General features: G+C 71.4%; 22 protein-coding genes. 6 read left to right on the forward strand and 16 right to left on the reverse strand.

Annotation, left to right across the window (positions count from 1 at the left end):
• Positions 1 to 39: 39 nt before the first annotated feature.
• The 6 genes from rplI to NR112_RS06115 all read right to left on the reverse strand — a co-directional run bounded on the left by rplI (position 40) and on the right by NR112_RS06115 (position 5,696).
• A complete protein-coding gene (gene rplI / locus NR112_RS06090) occupies positions 40 to 486 on the reverse strand; it encodes a 50S ribosomal protein L9 (RefSeq protein WP_056750292.1) in 447 nt (148 codons plus the stop codon).
• 27 nt (positions 487 to 513) lie between these two features.
• Positions 514 to 750 carry a 30S ribosomal protein S18 gene (gene rpsR, locus NR112_RS06095; RefSeq protein WP_056779614.1) on the reverse strand — a complete coding sequence of 79 codons (237 nt, stop codon included), beginning with the start codon at positions 748 to 750 and terminating at the stop codon, positions 514 to 516.
• Between the two features lie 114 nt (positions 751 to 864).
• Positions 865 to 1,479, reverse strand: a complete 615-nt coding sequence (locus NR112_RS06100) for a single-stranded DNA-binding protein (protein WP_256793100.1) — start codon at positions 1,477 to 1,479, stop codon at positions 865 to 867.
• A gap of 48 nt (positions 1,480 to 1,527) precedes the next feature.
• A complete protein-coding gene (gene rpsF, locus NR112_RS06105; RefSeq protein WP_028785248.1) occupies positions 1,528 to 1,815 on the reverse strand; it encodes a 30S ribosomal protein S6 in 288 nt (95 codons plus the stop codon).
• A 239-nt stretch (positions 1,816 to 2,054) separates the two neighbouring features.
• Positions 2,055 to 3,398, reverse strand: a complete 1,344-nt coding sequence (locus NR112_RS06110; RefSeq protein WP_256793101.1) for a glycosyltransferase 87 family protein — start codon at positions 3,396 to 3,398, stop codon at positions 2,055 to 2,057.
• A 48-nt stretch (positions 3,399 to 3,446) separates the two neighbouring features.
• Positions 3,447 to 5,696 (reverse strand): transglycosylase domain-containing protein, encoded by a 2,250-nt coding sequence (locus NR112_RS06115; protein WP_256793102.1) that lies wholly within the window; start codon positions 5,694 to 5,696, stop codon positions 3,447 to 3,449.
• Positions 5,697 to 5,957: 261 nt separating this feature from the next.
• Between NR112_RS06115 and NR112_RS06120 the strand changes: the two genes are divergently transcribed.
• The 4 genes from NR112_RS06120 (at position 5,958) to NR112_RS06135 (ending at position 9,409) form a co-directional block, all read left to right on the forward strand.
• Positions 5,958 to 6,470 (forward strand): SigE family RNA polymerase sigma factor, encoded by a 513-nt coding sequence (locus NR112_RS06120; RefSeq protein WP_256793103.1) that lies wholly within the window; start codon positions 5,958 to 5,960, stop codon positions 6,468 to 6,470.
• Positions 6,467 to 7,546: a hypothetical protein gene (locus tag NR112_RS06125; protein ID WP_256793104.1), complete on the forward strand. Its 1,080-nt coding sequence runs from the start codon at positions 6,467 to 6,469 to the stop codon at positions 7,544 to 7,546. Before NR112_RS06120 ends, NR112_RS06125 begins: the two co-directional genes overlap by 4 nt.
• Positions 7,547 to 7,660: 114 nt before the next feature.
• Entirely contained in the window at positions 7,661 to 8,314 is a 654-nt protein-coding gene (locus NR112_RS06130; RefSeq protein WP_256793105.1) for a PadR family transcriptional regulator, read from the forward strand.
• Between the two features lie 3 nt (positions 8,315 to 8,317).
• A complete protein-coding gene (locus tag NR112_RS06135; protein WP_256793106.1) occupies positions 8,318 to 9,409 on the forward strand; it encodes an inositol-3-phosphate synthase in 1,092 nt (363 codons plus the stop codon).
• 95 nt (positions 9,410 to 9,504) lie between these two features.
• On the opposite strand, the gene NR112_RS06140 is transcribed toward NR112_RS06135, so the two are convergent.
• Both NR112_RS06140 and NR112_RS06145 read right to left on the reverse strand, forming a co-directional pair.
• Positions 9,505 to 10,350, reverse strand: coding sequence for a DUF4190 domain-containing protein (locus tag NR112_RS06140; RefSeq protein ID WP_256793107.1), 846 nt, complete (start codon positions 10,348 to 10,350; stop codon positions 9,505 to 9,507).
• Between the two features lie 149 nt (positions 10,351 to 10,499).
• Positions 10,500 to 11,183 (reverse strand): DedA family protein, encoded by a 684-nt coding sequence (locus NR112_RS06145; protein ID WP_256793108.1) that lies wholly within the window; start codon positions 11,181 to 11,183, stop codon positions 10,500 to 10,502.
• Between the two features lie 176 nt (positions 11,184 to 11,359).
• Between NR112_RS06145 and NR112_RS06150 the strand changes: the two genes are divergently transcribed.
• Positions 11,360 to 11,998, forward strand: coding sequence for a peroxiredoxin (locus NR112_RS06150; RefSeq protein ID WP_256793109.1), 639 nt, complete (start codon positions 11,360 to 11,362; stop codon positions 11,996 to 11,998).
• A 93-nt stretch (positions 11,999 to 12,091) separates the two neighbouring features.
• On the opposite strand, the gene NR112_RS06155 is transcribed toward NR112_RS06150, so the two are convergent.
• Positions 12,092 to 13,408, reverse strand: a complete 1,317-nt coding sequence (locus NR112_RS06155; RefSeq protein WP_256793110.1) for a S8/S53 family peptidase — start codon at positions 13,406 to 13,408, stop codon at positions 12,092 to 12,094.
• Between the two features lie 39 nt (positions 13,409 to 13,447).
• On the opposite strand from NR112_RS06155, the gene NR112_RS06160 reads away from it, so the two are divergent.
• Positions 13,448 to 16,105, forward strand: coding sequence for a CHAT domain-containing protein (locus tag NR112_RS06160; protein ID WP_256793111.1), 2,658 nt, complete (start codon positions 13,448 to 13,450; stop codon positions 16,103 to 16,105).
• 17 nt (positions 16,106 to 16,122) lie between these two features.
• Here NR112_RS06160 and NR112_RS06165 read toward each other — a convergent pair whose 3' ends face one another.
• From NR112_RS06165 to NR112_RS06195, 7 genes are all read right to left on the reverse strand, one after another.
• Positions 16,123 to 16,608, reverse strand: a complete 486-nt coding sequence (locus NR112_RS06165; RefSeq protein WP_256793112.1) for a carboxypeptidase regulatory-like domain-containing protein — start codon at positions 16,606 to 16,608, stop codon at positions 16,123 to 16,125.
• On the reverse strand, positions 16,608 to 17,192 hold the full coding sequence (locus tag NR112_RS06170) for an RNA polymerase sigma factor (protein WP_256793113.1): 585 nt from the start codon (positions 17,190 to 17,192) through the stop codon (positions 16,608 to 16,610). The genes NR112_RS06165 and NR112_RS06170 overlap by 1 nt, the downstream gene beginning before the upstream one ends.
• 179 nt (positions 17,193 to 17,371) lie before the next feature.
• Positions 17,372 to 17,647 (reverse strand): WXG100 family type VII secretion target, encoded by a 276-nt coding sequence (locus NR112_RS06175; RefSeq protein ID WP_256793114.1) that lies wholly within the window; start codon positions 17,645 to 17,647, stop codon positions 17,372 to 17,374.
• Positions 17,648 to 17,701: 54 nt separating this feature from the next.
• The gene (locus tag NR112_RS06180; RefSeq protein ID WP_081633740.1) at positions 17,702 to 17,977 is read right to left on the reverse strand and encodes a WXG100 family type VII secretion target; all 276 of its coding nucleotides are present in this window, start codon (positions 17,975 to 17,977) and stop codon (positions 17,702 to 17,704) included.
• A gap of 355 nt (positions 17,978 to 18,332) precedes the next feature.
• On the reverse strand, positions 18,333 to 22,733 hold the full coding sequence (locus NR112_RS06185) for an FtsK/SpoIIIE domain-containing protein (RefSeq protein WP_256793115.1): 4,401 nt from the start codon (positions 22,731 to 22,733) through the stop codon (positions 18,333 to 18,335).
• The gene (locus NR112_RS06190) at positions 22,730 to 25,465 is read right to left on the reverse strand and encodes a transglutaminase domain-containing protein (RefSeq protein WP_256793116.1); all 2,736 of its coding nucleotides are present in this window, start codon (positions 25,463 to 25,465) and stop codon (positions 22,730 to 22,732) included. The genes NR112_RS06185 and NR112_RS06190 overlap by 4 nt, the downstream gene beginning before the upstream one ends.
• Positions 25,462 to 26,934, reverse strand: coding sequence for a DUF58 domain-containing protein (locus tag NR112_RS06195; protein WP_256793117.1), 1,473 nt, complete (start codon positions 26,932 to 26,934; stop codon positions 25,462 to 25,464). The genes NR112_RS06190 and NR112_RS06195 overlap by 4 nt, the downstream gene beginning before the upstream one ends.
• Positions 26,935 to 26,962: the final 28 nt, after the last annotated feature.

Raw genomic sequence — 26,962 nt, forward strand, 5'->3', positions numbered from 1 at the left:
TGTGCGGAGCCGGCCCTTCGACGTGTCAGACCTCGACGGTCAGGCGGGGACGACCTCGAACTTGAGGGTCGCCGCGACCTCGGGGTGCAGACGGACGGTCGCCTCGTAGGAGCCGAGCGTCTTGATGGCCTGCTTGACCTCGATCTTGCGCTTGTCGAGCTCCGGGCCACCGGCAGCCTTGACGGCCGCGGCGATGTCGCCGTTGCTGACGGCGCCGAAGAGGCGACCGGACTGGCCGGACTTGGCCGGGACCTTGACCGACGTGGCCTCGAGCTGGCCCTTGACACCCTTGGCGGTGTCGAGGTCCTTGATCTCGCGGACCGCGCGGCCCTTGGTCAGGGCGTCGACCTGCTTCTGGCCGCCCTTGGTCCACGGGGTCGCGAGACCGCGCGGCATGAGGAAGTTCCGGCCGTAGCCGTCCTTGACCTCGACGATGTCACCAGCAGCACCGAGACCGGTGACCTCGTGCGTGAGAATGAGCTTCATGGTGTTCTCCTCGTTCCCGAAACCGGCTCAGCGAGCCGAGCTCGAGTAGGGCAGCAGGGCCATCTCACGGGCGTTCTTGACGGCCGTGGCGATGAGGCGCTGCTCCTGGGTGGACACACCGGTCACGCGACGCGCGCGGATCTTGCCGCGGTCGGAGATGAACTTGCGCAGGAGCGCAGTGTCCTTGTAGTCGATGTTCTCGACCTTCGCCGCCTTCAGCGGGTTGGCCTTCTTCTTGGGCTTGCGCACAACGGGCTTTGCCATCGTGGTGCTCTCCTTCTTGATGAGAGCCCGGGGTTTCGTGCCCCGGGATGGGTTTCAGAACTACGGGGTGTGCCGTCCGGCTGCGTCACCGGACGACGGTGCTGACCTGCTCGATCAGAAGGGGGGCTCGTCGTAGCTGGGGGCTGCGCCCCAACCACCACCCTGCTGGCCACCGGCAGCCGGCTGGCCGCCGCCGGAGCCACCGCTCCAGCCGCCGCCCTGCTGGCCACCTGCAGCCGGGGCCGCCTGGCCACCGGCGGAGCCGCCGGTCGCCCACGGGTCCTCGGCCTGGCCACCGGAGCCACCGCTCCAGCCGCCGCCCTGGCCCTGGCCGCCGCCGAAGCCGCCGCCACCGCCCGCGCCGCGCTGGGTCTTGTTGACCTTGGCGGTGGCGCTGCGCAGGGACGGGCCGATCTCGTCGACGTCCATCTCCACGACGGTGCGCTTCTCGCCTTCCTTCGTCTCGTAGGAACGAGACTTCAGCCGGCCGGACACGATCACGCGCATGCCCCGCTGGCACGACTCGGCGACGTTCTCCGCCGCGTCGCGCCACACCGAGCAGCGCATGAACAGCGTCTCGCCGTCCTTCCACTCATTGCTCTGGCGGTCGAACTGCCGCGGCGTCGAGGCCACGGTGAAGTTCGCGACCGCGGCCCCGGACGGCGTGAAACGCAGCTCGGGGTCGGCGGTCAGGTTGCCGATGATCGTGATGACGGTGTCGCCTGCCATGGACCAGTCCTTCGTCGGTTGATCGAGCGGATCAGTAACTTCGCTGAATCAGGCGCCGGGGCGCAGCAGCTTGGTGCGCATGACCGACTCGCTGAGGTTCAGCTGGCGGTCGAGCTCCTGGGCGGTGGCCGGCTCGGTCGTCATGTTGACGACGACGTAGATGCCCTCGGACTTCTTCTTGATGTCGTAGGCAAGACGGCGGCGGCCCCAGATGTCGACGTTCTCGACGGTGCCCCCGTCGTTCTTCACGACGGTGAGGAACTTGTCCATCGTCTTGTCGACGGTGCGCTCTTCGGTCTCCGGGTCGAGGATGACCATGAGTTCGTACTGACGCATGCTTCTAACCCACCTCCTCTGGTCTCGGCGGTCACGAGTCTCTCTCGTGACAGGAGGGTTGCATTCGTCCCGCCGCGAGCCTGGGGCCCGGCCTGATCTACCAGCCGGGTTCAGCCTCGCAGACCTCACCGACATCGAGTCGGCTCGATCCACAGGGCACCGGGCACACGGCGAACTGGGCAAGACTACCGGGCCGGACGGCATACACCGAAATCGTGGCGCCGGCGCGTCCGCACGGGTCAGGAGAAGCGGACGATGAGTCGGTCCTCGGCGCCGCTCATCGGGCCCGCGAGGTCGTCGGGCTCCCCCTTCGACCGGCTCCACCGGTCGCGGGCCCGCAGCCACACGACGGCCACGAGCCACAGCACGGCCACGACGCGCAGCATCGAGAAGAACGCGTACCACGACGCCGGCAACCCACGATCGGGCACGGTCGTCGCTGCGATCGTCAGCCACACCGCGACGAAGTTGAGCGTCTCGGCCCCGGCCCAGATGAGGTGGTCCCGCCACTGGAGGGCACACCACGCGACGAGGGGCAGGAGCCACACCGAGCTCTGCACGGTGAACGACTTGCCGGTGACGAGCACGATGCCGACCATGACGAGCGACACCTCGGCGATCGTCGGTCGCCGGGCCGACGACAGCGCGAGCACGGCACCGGCCACGAGGGCGACGAGCCAGCCGACGACGGCGAGCGCCGTGACGGCCCCGGTGGGCAGCGGGTGCCCGGCGAGCTGCGGGAGCAGCCACGGTGAGCCGTAGCCGGCTCCGGCCGACGCCCACCCCTGGTAGGGGGAGGCGGCCGCCTCGCGGTTGAGCAGCCAGAGCCCGGAGAGCAGCGCGCCGAACGTCAGCAGCGCGTAGCCGACGACGCGACCCATCTCGTGCAGCCGACCGGACCGCACGCAGAGCAGCGCGATCGCGACGAGGATGAGCACGGGGTAGGTCCGCGCCCCGATGGCGAGCCCGAGCAGCACTCCCGCGAGCGTCGGGTTGCGCCGCGACCACGCCCACATCCCGGCGCTGGCCAGCGCCACGCCGAGCAGGTCGGCCGAGACGAACCCCGCCAGCACGACGACGGGGGAGAGCGCGACGTGCGCCGCCGAGATGGGTCGCGCGGCCGACGACGCGACGAGCCACACGATGACGAGCAGCAGGAGGGTCAGCAGCACCGACCACAGCGCGAAGTACCACGCAGCCCGCGTCTTGAGCGACCCGTCGTCGGGGGCGAGGCTGGCCACGGCCGTGAGCACGAGCCCGGTCAGGGGCGGCTGCCCGGTGACCGGTGCGCCGTCGCCACCCTGGAGGTATGCCGCGAGGCCGGCCTTGACGTTCGCGTCCCGGTACGCCGTAGGAAGGTCGGCGTAGCAGGCGCTCCAGAACTGGGTGTCGCCCGCGAAGCCGGTGCGCAGGCAGGGCGCCCGCAGCAGGATCGCGAGACCGGCGGTGACGGCCGTCAGGGCGGACAGCAGAGCGGCCGTGAGCACCCACGGGAGCTCACGGGCCGCGGCATACCGTCCGCGGGGGCCTCCGATGAGCTCGGAGGCCGCCCGCACGACGGGGTCGTCGACCTTCTCGGTCACCGGACGGTCATCCCGTCACCCCGGCACGGTCACCGGCCCGCCCCCGCCTCATGGGGCGTTGCCGGGTTTGGTCGAGGTGGGCGACGGTCCCCCGGGCAACGGGATCGTGATCGTCGGCTGCGTCGTGGTCGGCTGGGGCTTCCCGGTGCCCTTCGTCTTCGTCGGCTGCTGCGTCGTCGTCGTCGGCGGTGCCGTCGTGGTGGTCGGCGCCTCGGTCGTCGTCGTGGCCGGCGCCTGGGTCGTCGTCGTCGTCTGTGGCGGCGGCGTGAACGTCGGGGTCGGCGTCGGGATCTTGTCGTCGCCGACACCGACGCGGCTCGGGAAGTCCTGGACCTCCATGTTCTCCGTCACGACCTTCATGAAGTCGTAGAAGACGTCGGCGGGGATCGTGCCACCCGTGAGGTTGGTGTCCTCGGAGCTCGTCAGCGTCTGCGGGTTGCCGTCGGAGTCGGGCTTGTACATGCCGATCGACACCGCCAGCTGCGGGATGAAGCCGGAGAACCAGATCGACTTCGCCTCGGACGAGGTGCCCGTCTTGCCGGCGATGGGCCGGCCGAGGCGCTGGAGCTTCGTCGCGGTGCCGCCGTCCTTGACGGTGTAGGTCATCGCATCGGTGACGTCGGCGGTCACGTCCTTGTCGAAGGCGCGCTTCGTCTGCGGCTTGGCCTCGTACGTGAAGTCACCGGTGGTCGACGTGACCTTCTTGACGAAGTACGGCTTGGCCCGTACGCCCTGCGCCGCGATGGTGGAGTAGGCCGTGGCCATGTCGATGACGTGGGGGGAGGCGGTGCCGAGGACGTTGGTCAGGTCGGTGCCGAGTCCACGAGTGCGCTCCGGGATGCCTGCGTCGATGGCCGCCTGTCGGGTCAGGGCCGGCGTGATCGTGTTGTTGAGGTTGACGAAGGCCGTGTTGATCGAGCGGCCGATCATCCGGCGCATGTCGACCATGCCGTAGGAGCGGTCACCGAAGTTGGTGATCTTCGTGCCGGCGATCTCCTGCGGCTGGTCGCCGTCGAACTTCGTCTTGGTCGAGATCCCGTCCCGGACGGCGGCCAGGACGGCGAACGGCTTGAAGTTCGAGGCGCCCTGCATGATCGCCTGCGTCGAGGTGTTGTACTGGCTCTTCGCGTAGTCGGCGCCGCCGTACATCGCGACGACCGCGCCGTCGCCGGGACGGACCGCGACGAGTCCGCCGGTCACCTTCTTGGGCAGGTTGTCCTTCATCGCCGCGACGGCCGCGGTCTGGGCCTTCTTGTCGATCGTCGTGACGATGCGCAGGCCGCCGTTGTCGATCTCCTGGTCCGTCAGGCCGGTGGAGAGGAGCTCGCGCTTGACCTGGGCGGTGATGTAGCCGTTGGGCCCCGACGAGGACTTGTTGCCCTTGTAGGCCTGGATCTTCGGCAGCCCGGTGTACTTCGCCCGCTCGGCCGCGCTGAGCCAGCCCTCCTGCACCATCCCGTCGAGGACGTAGGCGTAGCGCTTCGTGAGGTTGGCCTCGGCCGTGTCGCCGTTGGCCGGGTCGTAGAGCGACGGCGCGTTGATGACCGACGCCAGGACGGCGCCCTCACCGACGGTCAGCTTGGAGACGTCCTTGCCGAAGTACGCCTTGGCCGCGCTCTGGATGCCGTAGGCGCCGCGGCCGTAGTAGATCGTGTTGAGGTACTTCTCGAGGATCTCGGCCTTGGAGAGCTGGCCGTCGATCTTCACCGCGATGAGGATCTCCTTGGCCTTGCGGGAGAGCGTGCGGTCCTGGGTCAGGAAGTAGTTCTTGACGTACTGCTGGGTGATCGTGGAGCCACCGACCTGGGCCTCACCGGTGACGCTCGTCTTGACGGCGCGCAGGATGCCGCCGACCGAGATGCCGTTGTTCTGGTAGAACGTGCGGTCCTCGGCGGCGATGTGCGCGTCCTGGACGAACTTCGGCACCTGCTTGAGCTTGACCGACTCACGGTTGCCGTCCTGGACGGCGATGCGGTCGAGCTCGGTCTTGCCGTCGCTGTAGTAGACGATCGAGACCTGCTTGTTGGCCAGCTCGTTGGGCTGCGGGATGGCGGTCTGGTTGTAGGCGACGACGACGCCGACGACGCCGAGCACGAGCAGGACGGCGGCGGCGATCGAGCCCCACTTGAGCGTGCCGAGCACCCACTTCTTCCAGCCGGTGCGGCCCTCGCCGTCACCGTCGTCGAAGCCGGTGCCTCCGGTCGACCGGCCCGTGCCGTTGCCATTCCCTCCGCGCTGGGGCCGGCCCTTGCCGGCCGCCTGCTGGGCAGCGCGGATGTCGCGCCTGCTCTGCGTCACAACCTGCTCCATTCACTGATCAGGCCCGAGAAACCGTCCCGGGCCGCCACTCAGTATGACCTGACCGGCACCGGGACGACGAAACCACGGAGGCGGCTCACACGACCCGCACAAGCGCCCCACAGACTGTTGTCACATACCCGGGTGCGGCGTGCAACCTTTCTCCGGGGTCAGCCGGTCCTGCAGGATGTGACGACAGTGACAGGCACCGACGCCGGGGCGAGCAGCCTCTCCGCCGGGCCGCTGACAGGGGGACGAGCCGTGGACCGAGGGTCCTTCGACGACTTCGTGGCGACGCGCTCCACCCGACTGTTGCGGACGGCATACCTCCTGACCCACGACCGCGCGCTCGCCGAGGACCTCGTGCAGACCTCCCTCGCCAAGGCGTGGTTCGCCTGGGGCCGCATCGACGGCCAGCCCGACGCGTACGTCCGCCGGGTCATGGTCAACACGTACTCGAGCTGGTGGCGGCGGCGCTGGAACGGCGAGCAGGCCACGGCCGATCCGCCCGAGCGTGCCGCGGGTGCCGGGCACCGCCCCGAGGACGGACGCGTCGACGACCGCACCGACCTCTGGCGGGCTCTCGCTCGGCTGCCGAAGCGCCAGCGGGCCGTCGTCGTGCTCCGCTTCTACGAGGACCTGTCCGAGATCGAGACCGCCGAGATCCTGCAGTGCTCCGTCGGCACCGTGAAGAGCCAGGCGAGCCGTGCGCTGGCCAAGCTCCGCATCGACCCCACCCTGAGCCCGACCTCCGACGAGGAGCGTGTCCGATGAACCTCACCGACCTGCGCGACGAGCTGACCACCCACGCCGACGACCTCGGCAGCGCCCGCGACTTCACGGCCGGGGTCGCCGACCGGGTGCGCCACACGAAGCGGCGTCGCGCGGTCGCCGCAGGCTCGGTCGCGACGCTCGCCGTCGCCGCCCTCGCCGTCGGTGTCGTGTCCTCGCTCGGCCGTCCCGCACCGACCATGCCCGCCGGGTCGCCGTCGAGCGCCGCCCCGATGCTCGGAGCCGACGGCATGCCGCTCCGCTCCGTCCCCGACGCTCCCGGCGACGTCGTCAAGGACGGCCTGCGCTACCGGGCCCAGGTGGCCGACGACACCCTGGTCGCCGGTTTCATCGGCGACCGCGGCCAGGGGCAGTTCACCCTGATGTGGACCCCCACGACGACTCACGCGTCGGTCGGTGCCGAGTGCTTCCTGCCCGGCCTGACCCAGACCGAGGCCGCGACGTACATGGTCACGGTCAGCCTCCGGGGGACCACAGGCTTCTTCGGCAGCTCGTGCTCGGGCGGCCGACCGCAGCAGCGCGACCTACCGCCCGGGGGAACCGTCCCCGGCGAGCCGGGCCAGGGCTGGACCGACCTGACGGTGGGCCGAGCTGCCTCCGTGCGCATCCAGCTGGTCGACGCGAAGACGAGCAAGCCGGCCTCCGTCGACGGTGCCCAGCTCACCGGCGCCGTCTACGAGCAGGGCGCCCAGACCCTGATCAGGGACCTGTCCGGCAAGCCGGTCACGGTCCTCCCCGACGTCATCGAGCGTGAGGGCTACCGCTACCGCCTCGACGGCCGGGTCTCGGTCGCCGACGCGACGACGCGCGACGAGCTCGTCGTCCCGACACCCGGCGGTCGGCCGTTCCTCGTCACCTACGGGTATGCCGGCACCGGTGGCCCCTCCGTCGGGGCCGAGCACCTCACCGGACTCGTCGACGAGAGCACCGCCATCTCAGGCGGCCTGACGACGGCGGCACAGCCGGCCCGGCCCGAAGGCACCGTGACCCTGCGTCACGACGGGGCGGTCTCCGCGACGGGCGTCCGGCTCGTGGCCGTCTACATCCCCGAGTCCTGACGACCTCGGCTCCGGTCCAGGCCACAGCGGCCCGGACGCCTAGCACGTGGGGCGGCCGTCGCGATGCGTCGGTGTGATGTATCGCAGCGATATATCTGCGTGTATGGTGAAGGTGTGCCGAAGTCCGAACGTCCTCAGAGCCGCCGCGCTGCGCTGCTCGAGTTCGCGGTGCTCGGCCTGCTCCACGACGGCCCGCTGCACGGCTACGAGCTGCGCAAGCGGCTCACCACGGCGCTCGGCATCTTCCGAGCGCTGTCCTACGGCTCGCTCTACCCGGCGCTGCGCCACCTCGTCGACTCGGGCTGGATCCACGAGACCACCGAGGCGCCGACGGGCAGCAGCAAACGCCCCCGCATCACCTACGAGCTGACCGCAGACGGCAAGGAGCACTTCCAGGACCTCGTCGCGGCCAGCGGCCCCGACGCCTGGGACGACGACGACTTCGACGTCCGCTTCGCCTTCTTCTCCCGCACCGAGGCGCAGGTACGCCTGCGCATCCTCGAGGGCCGGCGCTCCCGGCTCGAGGAGCGGCTCGCCAACATCCGCGACGCCTCGCAAGCCCGTCGCGAGCGGATGGACAGCTACACCCTCGCCCTCCAGCAGCACGGCGAGGAGCGCGCCGAGCGCGAGGTGCGCTGGCTCGAGGAGCTCATCGTCGCCGAACGCCGCGCGGCCCTCGACCCGGGCCCTGCGGCCTATGACGAGCCCGGCCTCGCCACCACAGACATCACCACCCCCCAGAGCACGACCACCAACAACAAGGAGTGATCCATGGGATCCGTACGCGTCGCCATCGTCGGCGTCGGCAACTGCGCGAGCTCGCTCGTGCAGGGCGTCGAGTACTACAAGGACGCTGACGCCACCACCGGCGTCCCCGGCCTGATGCACGTCAAGTTCGGCGAGTACCACGTCTCTGACGTCGAGTTCGTCGCCGCGTTCGACGTCGACGACAAGAAGGTCGGCAAGGACCTCTCCGAGGCCATCAACGCCTCCGAGAACAACACCATCAAGATCGCCGACGTCCCCACCACGGGTGTCGAGGTCCAGCGCGGCCACACGCTCGACGGTCTCGGAAAGTACTACCGCCAGACGATCGACGAGTCCGGCGCCGAGCCGGTCGACGTCGTGCAGGTCCTCAAGGACCGCAAGGTCGACGTCCTCGTCTCCTACCTCCCGGTGGGCTCCGAGCAGGCCGACAAGTTCTACGCCCAGTGCGCCATCGACGCGAAGGTCGCCTTCGTCAACGCGCTCCCGGTCTTCATCGCCTCCGACCCCGAGTGGGCCGCGAAGTTCGAGGCCGCCGGCGTGCCGATCATCGGCGACGACATCAAGAGCCAGGTCGGCGCGACGATCACGCACCGCGTCATGGCCAAGCTCTTCGAGGACCGCGGCGTCGCGCTCGACCGGACGTACCAGCTCAACGTCGGCGGCAACATGGACTTCAAGAACATGCTCGAGCGCGAGCGCCTCGAGTCCAAGAAGGTCTCCAAGACCCAGGCCGTCACGTCCAACCTGACCGGCTCGCTCTCGGGTCTCGTCGACAGCAAGAACGTCCACATCGGCCCGTCCGACTACGTCGCGTGGCTCGACGACCGCAAGTGGGCCTACGTCCGCCTCGAGGGTCGCGCCTTCGGAGACGTGCCGCTGAACCTCGAGTACAAGCTCGAGGTGTGGGACTCCCCCAACTCTGCCGGCATCATCATCGACGCCATCCGTGCGGCGAAGATCGCCAAGGACCGTGGCATCGGCGGCGCCCTGCTGTCCGCCTCGTCCTACCTCATGAAGTCCCCGCCGGAGCAGCGCCCGGACGACCTCGGTCGCGCCAAGCTCGAGGCCTTCATCGCGGGCACCGAGGAGCGCTGACCCTTCGGTCACGACCGCGCGGTCTTGTATGCCGTGAGGCCCCCTTCCGTCCGGGAGGGGGCCTCACGCATACGCGGGCACTGCGACGTGGGTGGCTACCTGAGGGCCGTGCCGGTCGTCGTCCCCTTGGCGGCCTCGACGACGCAGACGATCTCGCGGCTGCCGCGCCAGGAGTACGCGTCCTGCGGGTAGATGAAGGACGGACGCAGGGCGTTGTAGGCGCGGTCGGTGATGAGCGGGTCGGCCTTGTCGGTGCAGCCCTTCTCGGCAGCCGCGACCACCGTGTCCTCGCCGGGCCACGGCCCGGCGGGCATCGTGTAGATCGTCACGACCTGGCTCTGGTGCGGTGAGCCGCACGGGAGGATCGTGACGCTGTCGACCTCCTGCCGGCCGGCGCCGGAGAAGCAGTCTCCGGCCTCGAGGTCCTCGACGTAGGCGTCGGTGGTCTGCGTGACCGCACCGGCCGCGTCGCGTTCGGGCTGGCCCGTCAGCACGGCCGCGACGACGAAGACGGCCCATGCCAGCAGCCAGAGCACGCCGAGCACGATGCCCGTGATGGCCATCCCCCGGCCTCGCTGGACCCGCTGGTGCAGCTGGTTCAGGGCGACGGCGCCGAGCACGATCGCCACGACGGCGGCGATCGGGACGATGCCGGCCAGGCCGCAGCACAGAGCCGCGATCGCCAGCCCGTTGCTGCCCGGCACGGCCGACGGCTGGTAGGGCAGCCCACCTGTGGCCGACGGGCTGGGAGACGTCGAGCTGGCTCCGCCAGGCGGGCCGGACGGCCCGTCTTCGGTCCCGACGGGAGGCATGAGCGGTGGCGGCGCCATCGGCACCGGCACGGTCATCAGGTGGGAGGAGTCAGCGGCCGGGTGGGTCGGAGCATCGACGTCGGGGGTCGGCTGCGGCGGCCCACTCGGAGGCGGCAGTTCGGCGGTCACGACGGGGAGCATCGCAGGTGCACGAGCAACCGGGGACCAAACGGGGCGCCCGCGACCGGATCGTGACGAGCACGACATCCGGCGTCACCGGCGTCACCGGCGTCACCGGCGCCGCTGCGCCCGGGCGAGCGGGAGCGAACGCTGTCGGGTCACCCTGCTGACGGCATACGCGAGGGGTTCTCGCCGACCTCCCCGTCGGCACCCTCGGAACTCTCGGCGCCCTCGGCGCGGTGGCGGCGCACCTGCCACACGACGAGGGCGACCACGACGACGGCACCCACGGCGACGGCAGCACCGCGCCCGAGCCAAGTCTCCACCCGGGCATAGGAGCGCCCCGCGAGGTAGCCGGCCGTGACGACGACGCTCCCCCAGGCGATCCCGCCGGCGGCATTCCAGACGAGGAAGGTCGGGTAGTGCATCTTCGACATCCCGGCCAGGGCCGGCATCACAGCGCGCAGGAACGCGGTCCAGCGGCCGAGGAAGACGGCGGCGCCGCCGCGGCGGCCGAGGAAGCCCTGCGCCTGGTCGATGCGCTCACGGTGCCGGTCGAAGGCGCGCAGGGCCACCACCCGACCCCCGAGATGCCGGCCGACCTCGAAACCGACGGTGTCGCCGACGATCGCGGCCACGACGACGACGATGAGGACCGCGGCGAGCGGTACGTGCCCGAGCGACGCGGCCACGCCACCGAGGATGGCGACGGTCTCACCGGGCACGACGAAGCCGACGAAGAGCGCGTCCTCGACGAACACGACCACACCCACGACGAGGAGCACGAGCCACACCGGTGCGTGCAGGATCTGGGTGGTGAGGGTGTCGAGCAGGGCGCTCACGTCGGGGGCTCCTAGGGATGGCGACAGATGTCACGCGCAGTGTCCGTGAGTCGGCTGGGAGTCGACTGGATGTGCGTCACAACATTTGGACAGCCATAACGCGATGCATGGTTCCGTGGCCAGAATGGCACGCAGACCGGGGCGCGCCGTGCGCCCGACCGCGAGAGGACGAGCCAATGGCAACACCGCGACTGGGCGAGATCGCCCCCGACTTCGAGGCCACGACGACCGAGGGCCCGATCCGTTTCCACGACTGGAAGGACGCCAGCTGGGCCGTCCTGTTCAGCCACCCGGCCGACTTCACGCCGGTCTGCACCACCGAGCTCGGCCGCGTCGCCGCCCTCGACGAAGAGTGGAACAAGCGCGGCGTCAAGGTGCTCGCCGTCTCGGTCGACCCGATCGAGCAGCACGAGGAGTGGAAGGGCGACATCGAGGAGGTCAGCGGTGCCACCGTCGGCTACCCGATCATCGCCGACGACTCCCGCCAGGTCTCCGAGCTCTACGACATGATCCACCCCGGCGAGGGCGACACCTCCGGAGTGCGCTCCGTCTTCATCATCGACCCGGCCAACAAGGTCCGCCTGTCGCTGACCTACCCCAAGAGCGTCGGCCGCAACTTCGACGAGATCCTCCGCGCCGTCGACGCGCTCCAGCTCACCGACAGCGGCCCGTTCTCGACGCCGGCCGACTGGCGCGAGGGCCAGAAGGTCATCGTGGCCCCGACGGTCTCGACCGCCGATGCCCGCGAGCGCTTCGGCGCCGACGCCGTCGACGAGGTCAAGCCCTACCTGCGCTTCACCCCCGCCCCCGCCTGACGCGGTGGCACGGACGGTGGCCGACCCCGCGGGGTCTGCCACCGTCCGAGGCGTCGACCGTCCTGTGACGACCGGGTGATGTCACCACTCGGGTCAGGCTGTGGGGCTGGCGTCGCCGCTGCCGAGCAGGCGGGCTCCGACGCCGACCCCCGCCTGACCACGGGCGACATCGAGCAGCGCGTCGACCGCGCCACGGGCACTCTCGCCGCTCCACGTCATCCGCGACACCGTGAGCCCGGCGACCATGGGGGCCGCGAACGACGTGCCGCTCCAGGCGGCGAGCCCGTCCGGGAAGTCCTCCTTGCGGCCGACGAGCGGGGGCTCGCGGTAGGTGTAGGTCCCCTCGGGGAAGGCGTTGACGATGTCAGTGCCCAACGCGTACACGTCGACCCAGCTGCCGTGGTTCGAGAAGCCCGCGCGGGCGCTGCCCTCCTCGTCGGCGAGCGCCCCGACCGACACGGCCCACGGAAAGGCCGCCGGCCAGAACGGGCCGCGGTCGCCGTCGTTGCCCGCGGCCGCAACGAGCACGGTCCCCTCGAGGTGACGCAACCGTCGCTCCCAGAAGACCTCGAAGGACAGCAGTGGCAGGTTGCGGCGGGTCCGCGTGCCACCCGAGAGGTTGAGGACGTCCGGGGCGTGCCGCAGGGCCCGGATCAGGCCCCTGACGACGTCGGTCTCGAAGGCCGCGCCCCCGACCGAGAGCACCGCCTCGACGCGGACCTCGGCAGCGGGCGCGTACGTCCGCACGACCCCGGCGATGAACGTCCCGTGTCCCGTGTAGTGGCCGACGGTCGGGGGCTCGGGCGGACCCGTCACACCCTCGAGCCACGAGTGCGCCGCGACGACGTCGCGCAGGGTGCCGGTGTCGACGATGACGACGCGCCCGGTGCGTCCGTCCATGTTCTCCGGGACGACCGACTCGTCGAAGGAGTCGACGGACCGGGGCTGCGGCTCCTTGGCCATGCACCACGTCACGGGCGTCACGTGGATCAGGTGGTCCGGGGTCGCCACCCCGACCCCGAGGGCGTCGTCGAGCTCGGCCACGACCGAGGGCACGTGCGCACGGGCGGGCAGGACGAGGGCGTGCAGGCCGACGGTCTGCTGCGGCGTCTCGTCCCCGGCCTTGTCGACCGGGTGGGCGAGGCCAAGGTGTGTCACGACCCTCGGCACGTCCTCGTCGCGGACGAGGACGACGCCGGGCCGGTAGAGGTAGCGGGCCACGCCGTGCGCGTCGCGCTCGACCCCGAGGTGGCGTCCTGCTCGTCGGAACGCCCTGGCGATGCGGCGCACCTGGACGTCGGATCGGTCGGTGACCACCCCGTCGTCCCACGGGTCCCACCACTGGACCGCGCGCAGGACGTCTTCGCGCCCGCCCACGTCCGAGTTGCTGCCATCATCACTGGTAGTCATGAGTTACCTCCGGGGCCGGGGACATGAAACAGGTCCGACATGAACGCCAGACATGCAGCAGACGAGGCGGCCGCCACGGCTGATACACGTCCCCCGAGCCCTGTCGCGGACGACCTGCTCCCTCTCGCAATATCCCAGCCGGACCTCGCCACCACAACGGCTCTGGAGCTGCTGGCCGGCGCGGCCGGGCCGCACGAGCGTTCACTCGCACACCACGCGCTCGCGATCGTCGAGCGTGACCGCGGGCGCACCGAGGCCGCCCTCGACCAGGCGAGACGGGCCGTGGCGTACGCCCGTCGCGCCGGGCCCGACCGCGAGGCGGAGGTTCGGGCGACGCTCGGCACGACACTCGTCTTCGCCGGGCGCACCGCCCAGGGGCTGCTGCAGCTGGAACGCGCGCTGCGGCTCAGCACGGGTCCCACCCGGCACCGGGTGCTCCATCTGCGCGGCTGCACCTTCTGGCTGCTGGGTCGCTACGACGAGGCGGTGCAGGACCTCACGCACGCCGTGGAGCTGAGCCGGCAGGCACACGACCGTCTCTGGGAGGGACGGGCGCTCGGGTCGCGCGGCGACGCCCGCCGAGCCCTCGGTGACGCCGACGGCTCGACGGCGGACTACGCCGCCGCCGAGGCGGTCCACCTCGAGATGGGTGCCGTCCTGGAGGCGACGCTCTCGGCACGCAACCGGGCCCTCGTCGCTCTCCAGCGCGGCGACGTCGTCGTGGCCCTGACGCTGATGGATCAGGCGGAGGAGCGCTACCGGACGGCCGGGGTCGACTCGGTCGAGCAGCTCGTCGACCATGCCGAGGCACTGCTCACAGCCCGGTTGGCCACCGAGGCGGAGGGCCTGCTGGAGGCCGCCCTGGCCCGCCCCGACCTGGCACCGGTGTGGCGGGCCGACCTGCTCCTCGCGTCGGCGCGCGCCGTGCTCCTGCAGGGCCGGTGGGGGGCCGCAGCCTCGCGTGCGCGCGAGGCCGAGCTGACCTTCCGTGCACACCGTCGCCACCGCTGGGCGGCTCGGGCGACGCTGCTGGGGCTCGAGGCGGCATATGCCGCTGAGCAGGAGGCCCGGCGGACCACCGAGGGGGTCAGCGCTCTGCCCCGCCCGTCCTTGCCCGAGCTGCTGCACCGGACACGGACGCTCGTACGGGTCCTGCGCCGACTCGACGACCCGTCCCTGCCGGAGGCCCTCCTGCTGCTGGCGCAGGTCGCCGGCGACACGGGCCACGAGCGCCTGCGGTCTCAGTCGCTCCGTGACGCCGCCGCACGGCGCAGCGACGGCGCACCCTTGCCCCGGGCCGCGGCCTGGCTCGCCCAGGCGCTCCTCGCGGAGCAGGCCGGCGACCGGCGCGCGCTCCGGCACGCCTGCCGGCGGGGGCTGGACGCCGTCGACGAGCACCGGTCGCTCATCGGCGACCTCGAGCTGCGCGCCCTCGCGAGCGGCTACGGGCTCGACCTGGTCTCGATCGCGGTCGCCGACGCGGCGGCGGCCGGTGACGCCCGGGCCGTGCTCTGGTGGACCGACCGTTGGCGCGCGACCGCCCTCACCGGGCCGTCCGTGCGCCCGCCCGACGACCCGGAGCTGGCGAGCCAGGTGTCGGCGCTGCGTGACGTGACGCGCCGCCTCACCCTCCGCGGGGAGGAGCACCACCTGGTGCGTGAACGCGCGCGCCTGGAGTCGGCGGTGCGCAGCCGCTACCGCCGGCTGCGCGCCGGAGGCACGGGCCACGTCGGCCGCGACCTCGACCGTCTCACCGACCGCCTCGGTGCGACGACGCTGCTCTACGTCGCGATCGTGCGCGGGTCACTCGTCGCGGTCACCGTGGCCGACGGACGGGCCCGCTTGCGACGGCTCGGCGATGCCGCGTCGGTCGAGCGCGAGGCGACGTACGCCCGCTTCGCCCTGCGCCGGGCCGCCTATGGGCGCGTCGTGGACGTGTCGGCTGCCGGGCAACGACTCCAGGACGTCCTGCTCGGGACACCCGACCAGGCCTGGTGCCGCCCGTCGGTGCTCATCGTCCCTGCCGCCTCGTTGCTGACCGTGCCCTTCGCGCTGATGCCGGCGCTCCGGGACGCGGCCCTCACCGTCTCACCCTCGATCGCCCTGTGGGCACGGTCGCGAGAGGACCCTCCCCCTCGGTCCCCGCGCGGCCACGTAGCCCTGGTCACCGGCCCGGGCCTCAGCTCCGAGCAGCGCGAGGTCGCAGACCTCCGCCGCCTCCACCGTGACGCCGTGGTGCTCGGCGGCGGCGGCGCGACGGTCGAGGCGACCCTCGCCGCGCTGGAGGGAGCCCGGCTGGCCCACGTCGCCGCCCACGGCGACTTCCGAGCGGATGCGCCGCTGTTCTCGTCGCTCATGCTCGCCGACGGACCCCTCATGGTCCACGACCTCGACAGGCTGCGACGACCCCCGCGCTCGGTGGTGCTGTCTGCGTGTGACTCCGGAGGAGTCCACCCGATCGGGGCCGACGAGGCGCTCGGACTCGTGTCGAGCCTGCTCGCCATGGGCACCCGGTCGGTCGTCGCGAGCGTCAACCCGGTCAACGACGCCGCCACGGTGAGGGTCATGTCGACCGTCCACGCGACCGTGGCTGCGGGCGGATCGCTCGCCGACGGCCTGCGTGACGCACGCGCTGCCGGTGCGCAGGACCCGCTCCTCGCGGCCACGGCCGCATCGTTCACCGTGTGGGGTGGCTGAGGGCGTGTGCCGTCCGGTCAGCGGGCGTCGAACCACGGCGTCGACATGACCCGGGCGCCGTCGTGCTCCAGCACGATGCGAGCCAAGCCGAGCGGCACCCGCTCGAAGGTGAACTGGCCGTCGTCGAGGTCGAGGCGGGACAGCGACGCGGACGTCTCGAGCAGCACCTGGGAGCCGGCGGCATACGGCCGATCCTCCCGCATGACGACGCCGACGACGCTCGCGAAGTCACCACGACGACTCATCTCCAGCTCGATGGACACGCCCTCGTGCTCGAAGACGATGAGATGGGAGGCCGTGCCCGACCCGTTGGCGTCGCGCACCGCCGCCTCGTCCAGCGCTCCGGCCACCAGGCGCATGAGCGCCGTGTCGACGTGGCGCAGCTCGAACGCGGCCCGACCGAGGTCGACGACCTCGTCGGGCACGGGGTCGACGACGGTCGCGATGCGTGCCAGACGCTCGAGGAGCGCGAGGTCGTCCGGGTGGAGCTCCTGGTCAGACATCAGGCCCTCCCCCTCGGGTCGAAGGTGTAGCCGGAAGCACCGATGAGGTCGCGGAGCTTGTCGAGACAGCGCATCCGGGTCGGCCCGATCGAGCCGACCGACATCCCGAGCGCCTCGGAGATGGCGCGGTAGTGGGGGCGATCGCTCGCCATGAGCGCCCGGAGGAGCACCTGGCAGCGGTCCGGCAGATGGCGGAAGCACGTCCAGAGCTCGGCGTCGCGCTCGTCGTCGAGCAGGGCCGTGTCGAGTGCCAGCACCTGGTCGTCGACGACGCTGGTCGCGAGGTCGTCGTCGCGCACGAGGTGCTCGCGACCCCTCTTGCGCAGGACCGCGAGGCACTCGTAGCGAGCGGTCGTCGAGAGCCAGCCCGCGAGGGCCTCGGGCTGCGCGATGGAGTCGAGGTGGTTGAGGAGCTTGAGCCACGTGTTCTGCACGACGTCGGCGGCATCCTCCTGGTTGAGCCGGTGCCCTCGCGCGACGGCCCACAGCAGGGACGCGAAGCGCTCGACGATGGTGTTCCACGCGGGGGCGTCTCCGTGGGAGGCGCGGGCGACCAGCTCGGTGAGTTCACCAGGTTCGCCCATGCGTCGCCCCTCCTCTGGGTGCTCAGTCTAGGTCTCACACCGGGCAGACGCGGCTGTCAAGCGAATTGATACCTCACGTGACCCGCGGGCATGCGAAAGGTGGCCGCTCCTCCCTCGTCTCGGGAGCGACCACCCTTCGCGACGGGTGCTGCGGAGCCGTGCTCACGCGGCAGCCGGGCTCACTTCGACGACGTCTGCTTCTGCGACTCGGCGTTGGTCTTGCACTTCTTGCCCATGGCGTCGAGCTGGTCGCCGGCGGCCGAGACGACCTGGCGCTGGCCGTGCCAGTCGCTCTGGAAGCGGTCGGCGTCGGTGCCGCCCCAGTTGCCCTTGATCGTGGAGACGGCGCCGTTGACGGCCTCGACGATGCCGTCGAGCTCGCCCTTGTAGCCGACGAGCTTGTCACCGGACGCGGACACCGCGTCGGCGTTCATACCCTTCTTGTAAACAGCCATGTCAGTTCCCCTTCGGAAGTGAAGCGTGTGTAGGTCGTGGTGAGATGAGGTGGATCAGTACTGCGACGAGGTGCTGCGCTGCTGCTGGACCTCGTGGTCGATCGTCGACTTCATCTCGGTGAGCAGCTTCTGGGCCTTCTGGAGCTCGGGACGGTGCGTGCCGGTCCACTCCTGCTCGAACTGCTTGGAGTCGTCACCCTGCCAGTTCTGCTTCAGGGACTCGACCTCCTGGTCGACCTTCGTGATGAGCTTCTGGATGGCCTCCGCCTGCTGCTGCAGGACGTTGCCCTGAGCGTTGACCTCATCGTCGTTCATTCCGAGCCAAGCCATGACCTTCTCCTTTGCCTGTGTTCCCCCGACTGATTCGGGAAGTTCTCTTCCGGACCAACCGTGCAGGCCCGCGCTGTGCCAACTCCTCGACGTCCGCTGGGCCTGCGGGCAGTTCGTCCCGATGGGCGGCTTTCGTCGACATGCAGCAACCTATGTCAGCCCTCGGGGGGTGTCGATGGGGAGCACTCCCCATGATCCGTGACCCCGGTGGAGCACCGATGGCGTATGCCGTGTGCCCCGGCCGACTCCCCTGAGCCCCAACGCTTTCCCGCCGCAACACACCGAGAAGGTCGCAACCCACCGGGATCCGATCCCGGTGCGTCGTGACCTGCTCGGTGTGTTGCGAGGGGGAGGGTCATGGGCGGGCCACCTGGAGCAGCTCGAACTTGCCCTTCTCGATGATGAAACCGCGGCCCGGGGGGAGCTCTGCCCGGTTGAGGGCGGGGAGGTTGGCCTTGAAGACGGAGAGCCCCTCGTTGCCGTCGGGATGCAGCGCGATGCCGGAGCGCGACGTCTTGAGCAGGGCCTGGAGCCCGAAGTTGCTGCTGAAGAAGGCGGCCTCGCCCTCGGCCACGACGAGCTGGTCGTTGTCGACGCACGCCTTGGCGAGCGTCGTCAGGGCGTTCTCGGCACCCGACGGCGCGAGGTCGTCGATGCGCTCGACGACGACGGCGATCGGCCTCGTGACGCGCCCCTCCTCGATCTCGGCGGCGAGCCGGGTCGCGAGCGCCGAGGAGGCGTCGCCGCCCACGGCGGTCTCGGCCCAGATGCCGAGGTCGAGCAGCTCCGACGTGCGACGCGGGGTCATGAGGTAGAGCGCCGAGGCGGAGCTGAACCGGAAGAGCCCGGCCGCGGTCGTCGCGACGGCGGTCGTGCGTCCCGAGCCGGACGGACCGGTGATGATGAACGTGCCTCTGGGGTCGAAGCCGATCGGCTCGAGGGTCGAGGACGCGACCCCGACGACGGGACGCCCGCCGAACTCCGACGGCAGGTCCCCGAGAGGGATGATCTCGGCGAGGCTCTCGATCGGAGGCGCCTGGCTGACACCGGCCTTGCGGGTCGCGTCGGCGAAGGCCTCGATCGCGGCGGCCTGCACGGTGACGTCGGACGAGCCGCCGAGCACCGCGACCTGCACCTCGGACCCGGCCATGAGCCCCCGCCCCGGGGGTGAGGCCATCGTCAGGACGTCCCCGGGGACGCCGAAGACGGAGTAGTCGTCGACGTTGCTCATGCGCAGGATGATCCGGCCCTGCACGGCCGCGGCGAGGTTCGTCGGAAGGCCGGTGCGCTGGTCGGACGCGATGATGAAGTGGACCCCGACCGGCCTGCCGTCGGCGGCCAGACCGGCCAGCATGTCGAGCCACGGGAAGCGGCCGCCGACCTCGTAGGCCTGTCGGAATGCCGTCATGTTGTCGATGAGGACGATGACGCGCGGCTCGTCGGGACGGCCGGCGATGCGGCGGTAGTCGGTGATCGTCGCGGCGCTGACGGCGGAGTAGCGCGAGGCGCGCTCGTCGATCGTGGCGCGCAGCGTGCGCAGGAGGCGGACGACGCGCTCGTGGTCACCGCCGGGGATGATCGAGCCGACGTGCGGCAGGGACTCGAGCATCGCGAGGCCACGGTTGCCGAAGTCGAGGCCGTAGACGTGGCAGGGTCCGCCGCGCACCGTGTAGCCGGCCGCGATCGCCATGGAGCGCAGGAAGACGGACTTGCCGGAGCCCGACGTGCCGTAGATCGCGATGTTGCCCTCCTTGTCGGGACGGAACGCGATCTCGGGCTGGGCCTGGTTGTCGGGGTCGTCGGCGATGCCGAAGACGAGCTCGTCGTCGCGGCGCTGCGTCGGCAGGGTCGCGAGGTCGTAGACGGCCCGCATGTCGGGCAGCCACGGCTTGCGCGGCTTCGGCAGCTCGGCGACGCGGGCGGCCCGGCCGAGCGTGCTGACGAGTCGCTGGATGTCGGTGGGCCCGAGGTCGGCGGCCTCGTCGGCGCCCTCGACGCGGGGCGGCTCCCACTCGACGCCCCGGCCGAAGGTCAGCGTCTCGACCTTCATGTCGGGCGGCGGGGGGACGTCGGAGGTCCACCCTCCGGCATACCCCGTCTGGAAGGGGACGAGCCGGCCGGGGCCGGTCTTGGACACGGCGCGGCCGGGGAGGGCCGGGTCGAAGAAGGCCGCCTCCTTGGAGCCGAGCACGTCCTCGGAGTCGTTCTCGTCGGCCATCCGCAGCGCCATGCGGAGGTTAGTGTTGGCGCGGAGGTTGTCCTTGATGACGCCCGCGGGCCGCTGGGTCGCGAGGATGAGGTGCAGGCCGAGCGACCGGCCGCGCTGGGCGACGTTGACGACGCCGTCGACGAACTCGGGCACCTCCTGAACGAGCGCCGCGAACTCGTCGACGACGAGGATGAGCGACGGCGGGGCCTCCACCTCTCCACGACGCTCGAGCTCGAGCAGGTCCTTGGCCTTGTGCCGGGCCAGGAGGTGCTCGCGGTAGTGCAGCTCGGCCGCGAGAGAGGCGAGGGCACGACGCACGAGGTGCGGCGACAGGTCGGTGACGAGCCCCACGGTGTGCGGCAGCTTGACGCAGTCCCGGAAGGCCGAGCCACCCTTGTAGTCGACGAGCAGGAAGGTGACGCGCTGCGGGGAGTGGGCCGCCGCCATGCCGAGGATCCAGGCCTGGAGCAGCTCGGACTTGCCGGCACCGGTGGTGCCGCCGACGAGGGCGTGGGGGCCGTCGGAGCGGATGTCGACGGAGAACGTGCCCTGACTCGACTGGCCGACGATGGCGCGCAGGTTGCCGGGCTTGCGCGGCAGCACGGCGGGCGCGTACGGACCGGTGAGGATCGAGCGCGACTCGCCCCACTTCTCGATGACGGCCTCCTCGGAGCTCGCGAGGTCGGTGCCCGTGAGGGTGAGGAGCGAGACGGCGCGGGGCAGGTCGCTCGCGTCGTCGACGGGGACGCCGGCGTCGACGACCGGCGCGAGCTGGCGGGCGCAGGCCATCGCCTCGTCGTAGCCGATGCGGTCGACGGCGACCGGCTGGACCTCCTCGCCGGCGTGGACGTAGCCGGCGAGCGAGCTCTGGTCGTCGCTGACGACGAGGAAGGTGTGGCAGGCCGCCGGGAGCAGCTGCTGGGTCTCGGCGACCCAGAGCACGACGACACCCTGGTGGTGACCGCGCTCGGCGATGGCGACGAGACGGCTTCGGTCGATGGGCGCGTCGCTCTCGACGAGCACGAGGACGGTCGGGCGCTCGGCGCTGGCCTGCTCCCGCTCCTTCGCGGTGCCCTTGGCGTCGATGATGTCCTCGAGGGCGTCCGCGAGCGCCGAGCAGGCCGGGGCGCTGGCAGCGAGGTGGTCGGTGCCGATCGGGCTGTGCGGCGACGTCGTGTGGGGCAGCCACTTGAGGAAGTCCCAGTCGCGGGCCGAGCCGCCCGAGGCGAAGGAGCAGACGACGAGCTCGGCGGGCGAGTGCAGCGCCGCCGTCTGGAGCACGACCGAGCGTGCGGCACCGAGGGCGTTGCCGCGCTGGCCCGCGACGCCGATGGCGCCGTCGGCGAGCGGGCTGGCGACGATCGGCACGTCGTGGACGACCTCGACGCCGTGCAGCTGCTCGGAGACCTCGAGCCACGCCTCGGCCTTGGAGCGACCGACGGCCGGCATCTTGATCGCGGAGCGGGACGGCCGGGTGCCGAGCCCGAGCCGCAGCTCGGCGTAGCCGTTGCCGTCACGTCGGCGGGTCCAGAGCAGGGCGCTCCGGTCGCGCACGGCGGTCAGGCAGTCGACGCCGCTGGGGTGCTCCCCGCGACGGGTGTGGCCCTCGACCTCGAGGGAGCCGCGGATGCGCTGCGAGAGCAGGGCGAGGTCCTCCGTGAAGTCCTCCATCGCCTGCGCGAAGTCCTTCTTCTGCTGGCGGCGGGCCTCGTAGTAGGTGCCGGCCATCATGACCGGCATCATCAGCATGAAGACGATGGAGAACGGACTCTTGGTGATGGCGAAGAGCACGGCCCCCATGAGCAGCGGGACCACCATGGCGACGAGCGGCATCGGGTTGGGCTTGCCACGCTCGGGCAGGTCGGGGACCTGGAACTCCTGGCCCGAGAAGACCGGCGCCACGCGCGGCGACCGTGAGAACGCGACGGTGCCGGCGTCGCCCGAGAGCACACCGCTGCCGGGTCGGGTCACGACACCGTCGCCCTCCAGGTGCACCTCCAGCTCGGTGTCGCCGACGCGCACGACGTCGCCGCTCTTGAGGTGGGCGCGGGTGACCTGCTGCCCCCCGGCCGTGATGCCGTTGGCCGAGCCGAGGTCGACGACCTCGACGACCTCCTGGATGACGAGCTTGGCGTGCCTGCGCGACACGGACTCGTCGGACAGCTGCACCTCGCTGCCGCGGCCGCGGCCGATGTATGCCGTCCCGCGGGCCAGCGGGAACTCGCGTCCGGCGTCGGGACCCGATCGGATGTAGGCGACAGCCGCGGGCCGGCCGCGGTCGACGAAGCCCTCACCGGCGCGGGTCGTCGAGACGCGCATGCCGGACTGCAGGCCACTCTCGGCGACGGTCGCACGCGGGTCGAGATCCCGCATGTCCTGGTCGACGAGGGCGAGCGTCATCGGGGCGTCGACCCCGAGCACGCCCGAGCGGTTCGGGTCGGCCGCCGCGAGGTAGGCGGCGAGGTCCCCGACCGTGGTCGCGGAGTCCGTCGTCGCGACGAGGTCGGTCTCACGGTCTCCCGACCGGAGGACGAACTTCAGCTTCACGCGTCACCCTTCGTGCTGTTCGAGGCGTTCGAGGTCGAGCCCGATCCGCGACGGCTGCCGCCGCGGCGTCCTGCGTCACCGCTCGTCGGGGCGGTCGTGCCGATCCCGGCCTTGGTGGCCTTGCCCCGACGGGTGGGCTGCTGCGGCCGACCCTGCTGGCGCGAGGTCCGCGCGAGGGCCGGGCCGAGACCGGACCCGGTGGGCAGGTGGTCACGGAAGGTCCGCAGCGAGACGTCGCCGCGGAGCTTCTGCCAGAACGACTGTCCGGAGCGGATGCGCTTGCGTGCCGTCTCGACGTCGTCCCAGAAGGCCTCGACCTCCTCCGGCGTCGGCTCGGCGACGTCGAAGACGTGACCGTTGGCGGCGGCCGCGAGCGGCACGAGCGCCAGGCTCTGTCGAGTCGGCACGTCGCCCCCCGTCGTGGACAACGGCTCCGTGTCGGCGCTCGGGGGGAGGGGCCCGTGGGCCGGGACGGGAGCGCCCATGAGGGCGCCGTCGACGACCGGGCTCGGTTTCGCGAGCGGCGGTCCGTAGACGTGCTCCTCGAGGGCGCGCGCCTGCTCGAGGCGAGTCCCCTTGACCGGCAGCGGCATCCGCAGGTCTCGGGCGGTGTCGACCACCTCGCGCCATCCGCCGCTGACGCGGCTCGCGGTCGCGCCGGTCGTGCGCCGGCGACGACGCCGCAGCCACTTGGCGAGTCGGATCGCGCCGTAGACGACGAGGAGGACGAGAAGCGGCACGACGACGAAGAAGATGAGCCAGCGCAGCCAGTCCGGCCAGTTGTCGGGGTCGAGCGGGTTCTTGTCGTCCTTGGGCGGGTTCTTCAGCTGGGTCGCGTTCTGCGCCTGGTCGGGACCCTGGAGGACGCTCGGCGGGTTGTTGGCCGCGGGCGGCGGCACCTGGGCGCCGGTCTTCTTCTCCTCGGACTTCTGGATAAGCTGCTGCGGCTTCTTGTTGCGGTCGGGGACGAACTGCTTCCAGTAGATCGGCTGCCACGAGCCGTTCGACGTCGCCACCTCGACCCACGCGTGGACGTCCTTGCCCTTGATCGCGCCGGTGGCGTCGGGCTCGGCGCCGAGGACGACGCGGGCCGGCACGCCGAGGCGGTTGGCCGCGAGGGCGAGCGCGGAGGCGTACTGCTCGTCGTTGCCGGCCAGCTGGGTGGCCTTCATGAACTGGGTCATCCGCCGCAGGCTGTGACCGGGGAGGAAGACGTTCTGGTAGTCACCGGGCGCGCCGCCGTCGGTGTAGGCGCCGTCCTGCATGGCCTTGGCCACGGCGACGACCTTCTGCCACTGGCCGTCGACGCGCTCGGTCCAGGGCGAGATCTTGTCGTCGATGAAGGTGAGGTCCTGGCTGTCGACGACGGTGCCATCAGCCACGTCCACGTCCTCGGGCAGCGCCGCGTCGACCTTCTGGGCGAGGGCGCTGACGGTGTACGTGTCACCCGCCTGGAGCTTCTCCGGCAGCACGCCGGTGTTGGTGTCCACGTTGAAGCGCAGGTCGTCGGCGAGCTGGTCCCCCCGGGAGCCGCCGAAGTCGAGACCCGTGACGGTGCCGAACGTCGGCAACCAGACGTCGCTGTAGCCACCGGCTGGCACGCCGACGGTCGCGGTGACCGGGTCCCCGGCCCCCTCCGCGGCGATGTGGCTGCCGACCTTGCGGAAGCTCGTGCCCTCCGGGTCCTCGCCCGTGCCGAGGTTGGCGACGTTGCCGGCGCCCCACACGAAGTCGTCGTAGGAGTCGAGCGCGGCGATGCGCACCGGGACACCGGCCGGAAGTCCCTTGACCGTGAGCAGCGTCTTGTCGAAGAGCTCGGAGCCGTTGGGCTCGGTGTACTGGCGGAAGCCGGCGAGCGGCGAGGAGTACTGCGTCACGTCGAAGGGCGGCTGGAGCCCGGTGCGGATCACCGTACGGTCGGCCGGGTCGGCGCCGGGCAGCATCGGACCGACGAAGAAGCCACCGACGGTCGCGACCGCGAGCAGGGCCGCAGTGGTGACCGCACGCGTCGCGCGGCCCGCGCCGTTCTGCAGCGCGGGTCGGTTGCGGTTGCTGCGCAACGCCGTCCACCCGATCGCGACGAGCGCGAAGAGTGCTCCCTGGAGCAGCACGCCCGCGGGCGTCAGGGTGCCGAGCACGATCGACGCGACGAGCAGCACCACCGGTGCGACGAGCGCGGTCACCGCACCGGTCCACCGGCGCGCCACGCCGTAGGTCAGCGACCCGCCGACGAGCGCGAAGAGGAACGGCAGGGCCATGTAGGGGCCCTCGGAGTCGACGGGAGGCAGCGCGGTCAGCAGCTCCTTCCAGCCGGGCACGGCCATGTGCACGAGGGTCGCGAAGGTCTCGCCCGACGGGATGAACCCGGCGATGAGGTCCTCGCGCACCGCGAGCGGACCACCGAGGAGGAGGTATGCGGCCGCGATCGCGAGCAGCGTGAGCACTCCGGGCGCCCGGAAGGTCGCGGTCACGTGGGCGACGAGCACTCCGATGACGAGACCGGCGAGGCCGACCCAGAGCCAACCGAGGCCGAAGAACGTCGTGCGGAAGCCGACGAGGGCGAGGCCCACGAGCACGACGGTGAAGCCGGCGTCGACGAGGTGGGCGGTGCTGGGCCGCAGACGCGACAGCTGCGTGCGGACGCGCTCACCCGCGGACGGGGGGGCGACCAGTGCGGACGGGGGCGGTGCAGGGATCGAGCCGGCAGCGCCGGGCGACGTCGGAGAGCTCATCGGGCCACCCCTCCGACGAGAAGCGTGCGGAGGTCCTCGAGCGCGGGGAGCGTGAGGATGACGAGCCCGCCGCCACGACGGATGCCGTGGTCGGCCTGCGGGTCGATGACGACGATGACGCGCGTGACCTCGGGCGGGAACTGCCCGGCCGCGCGCTGCAGCTCGATGAACGGACGGTGCGGACCGGTGACGATGAAGCAGGTGCTCGTGTCGGGGGCCAGCTCGGCGGCGTCGAGGGAGGTCGTGAAGAGGTCGACGGGCCCGGGCTCGACCCGGGACATCGCGTCGAGACCGACCTGCGGCACCGCCTTCGTGACCTTCTGCGACCCGCAGACGATGGTGCAGTCCTGCTCGTCGAGCATGACGCGCACCATGATCGAGGAGCCGACCGAGATGGCCGTCTCGACGTCGGCCTGGATCGCCGTGGGGGCGTTCGCCGCCATGACGTCCCGCTCGACGTCCCGGTCGGTGCGGCCGGTCTTGCCGTGACCTGACCGGTACTGCTCCGGGTCCGGGTCGACGAGGATCGTCACGTGCGACCGGCGCGTGTCGAGGAACTGGCGCACGAGGAGCTTGCCGGCCTTGGCGGAGCTGCGCCAGTGGATGTAGCGGCGCTCGTCGCCGGGCTGGTACTCGCGCAGCGCGTGGAAGGCCAGGTCGCTCATCGAGACGTCCTCGGTGGTGCTGCCCTCGAGGTCGCGCAGCAGACCCGCGCCGAGCGACTCGAGCGCGACGGTGCGCGGGTGGACGAAGAGCTCGGTGCGCTCGGTCCACGTCAGGGTGCGGCGCATGAGACCGAGCGGGTCTCCCTGGACCGTCGTCGCGGGCCCGACCTGGATGACGCCGCGGCGCGACGTCGGCACGACGAAGAGCTCCTCGTGGGCGTGGCCCGGCGTCAGGGCCGGGAGCACGAAGCGCGCGGCCGACAGGCCCACGGGCAGCTCGACGAGGATCGGCAGCATGGGGGTGCGAGCCTCGTTGGTGACGAGGATGCGCCCGGTCGCGGGGTCGCCGACGACGACGCGGCGCGGGTCGACCTCGGCGAGGATCCGGACCTTCGTGCGACCGAGGGCGAGGACGAAGCAGATCGCGAAGAGGAGCAGGGCCGCCCCCGCGACCATGAGCAGCTCGGTCCAGCCCCAGCGGGCCCCGACGAACCAGCAGACGAGACCGAGCGCGAGGATCGTCCAGCCGAGCGGCGAGACCCACCGGAGGACGCCGGCGACCGGGCGCCACACGCCCTCGGTCTGACCGGCCACCTGCACGATGGATCGCGTGATCGGCGCGGTGATCTGGCGGATCCCACGGCTCGTCGTGCCGGTCACGGCCCGCGCCCGCGCGCCGGTGGCCGCCGTCGGGACGGACGCCGCCACGGGCGCGCCGGCACCGGCCGGCGCCCCCCGGCGTGACGGCATACGGAAGCGGCCGGCGCGACGCGACGACGTGGCCCCCTGGTCCTGCTGGGTCATGCGGTCCCCTTGGTTGCTTCGACGGTCG

The sequence above is a fragment of the Terrabacter sp. Ter38 genome, assembly GCF_024519435.1.
Classification (GTDB): domain Bacteria; phylum Actinomycetota; class Actinomycetes; order Actinomycetales; family Dermatophilaceae; genus Terrabacter.

Coding starts and splice junctions, on each gene's coding strand:
- NR112_RS06135 (WP_256793106.1), top strand. CDS start 8,318: ATGGGATCCGTACGCGTCGCCATCGTCGGCGTCGGCAACTGCGCGAGC.
- NR112_RS06150 (WP_256793109.1), top strand. CDS start 11,360: ATGGCAACACCGCGACTGGGCGAGATCGCCCCCGACTTCGAGGCCACG.
- NR112_RS06195 (WP_256793117.1), bottom strand. CDS start 26,934: ATGACCCAGCAGGACCAGGGGGCCACGTCGTCGCGTCGCGCCGGCCGC.
- rpsF (WP_028785248.1), bottom strand. CDS start 1,815: ATGCGTCAGTACGAACTCATGGTCATCCTCGACCCGGAGACCGAAGAG.
- rpsR (WP_056779614.1), bottom strand. CDS start 750: ATGGCAAAGCCCGTTGTGCGCAAGCCCAAGAAGAAGGCCAACCCGCTG.
- NR112_RS06160 (WP_256793111.1), top strand. CDS start 13,448: ATGAACGCCAGACATGCAGCAGACGAGGCGGCCGCCACGGCTGATACA.
- NR112_RS06165 (WP_256793112.1), bottom strand. CDS start 16,608: ATGTCTGACCAGGAGCTCCACCCGGACGACCTCGCGCTCCTCGAGCGT.
- NR112_RS06100 (WP_256793100.1), bottom strand. CDS start 1,479: ATGGCAGGCGACACCGTCATCACGATCATCGGCAACCTGACCGCCGAC.
- NR112_RS06190 (WP_256793116.1), bottom strand. CDS start 25,465: ATGAGCTCTCCGACGTCGCCCGGCGCTGCCGGCTCGATCCCTGCACCG.
- NR112_RS06175 (WP_256793114.1), bottom strand. CDS start 17,647: ATGGCTGTTTACAAGAAGGGTATGAACGCCGACGCGGTGTCCGCGTCC.
- NR112_RS06180 (WP_081633740.1), bottom strand. CDS start 17,977: ATGGCTTGGCTCGGAATGAACGACGATGAGGTCAACGCTCAGGGCAAC.
- NR112_RS06170 (WP_256793113.1), bottom strand. CDS start 17,192: ATGGGCGAACCTGGTGAACTCACCGAGCTGGTCGCCCGCGCCTCCCAC.
- rplI (WP_056750292.1), bottom strand. CDS start 486: ATGAAGCTCATTCTCACGCACGAGGTCACCGGTCTCGGTGCTGCTGGT.
- NR112_RS06155 (WP_256793110.1), bottom strand. CDS start 13,408: ATGACTACCAGTGATGATGGCAGCAACTCGGACGTGGGCGGGCGCGAA.
- NR112_RS06125 (WP_256793104.1), top strand. CDS start 6,467: ATGAACCTCACCGACCTGCGCGACGAGCTGACCACCCACGCCGACGAC.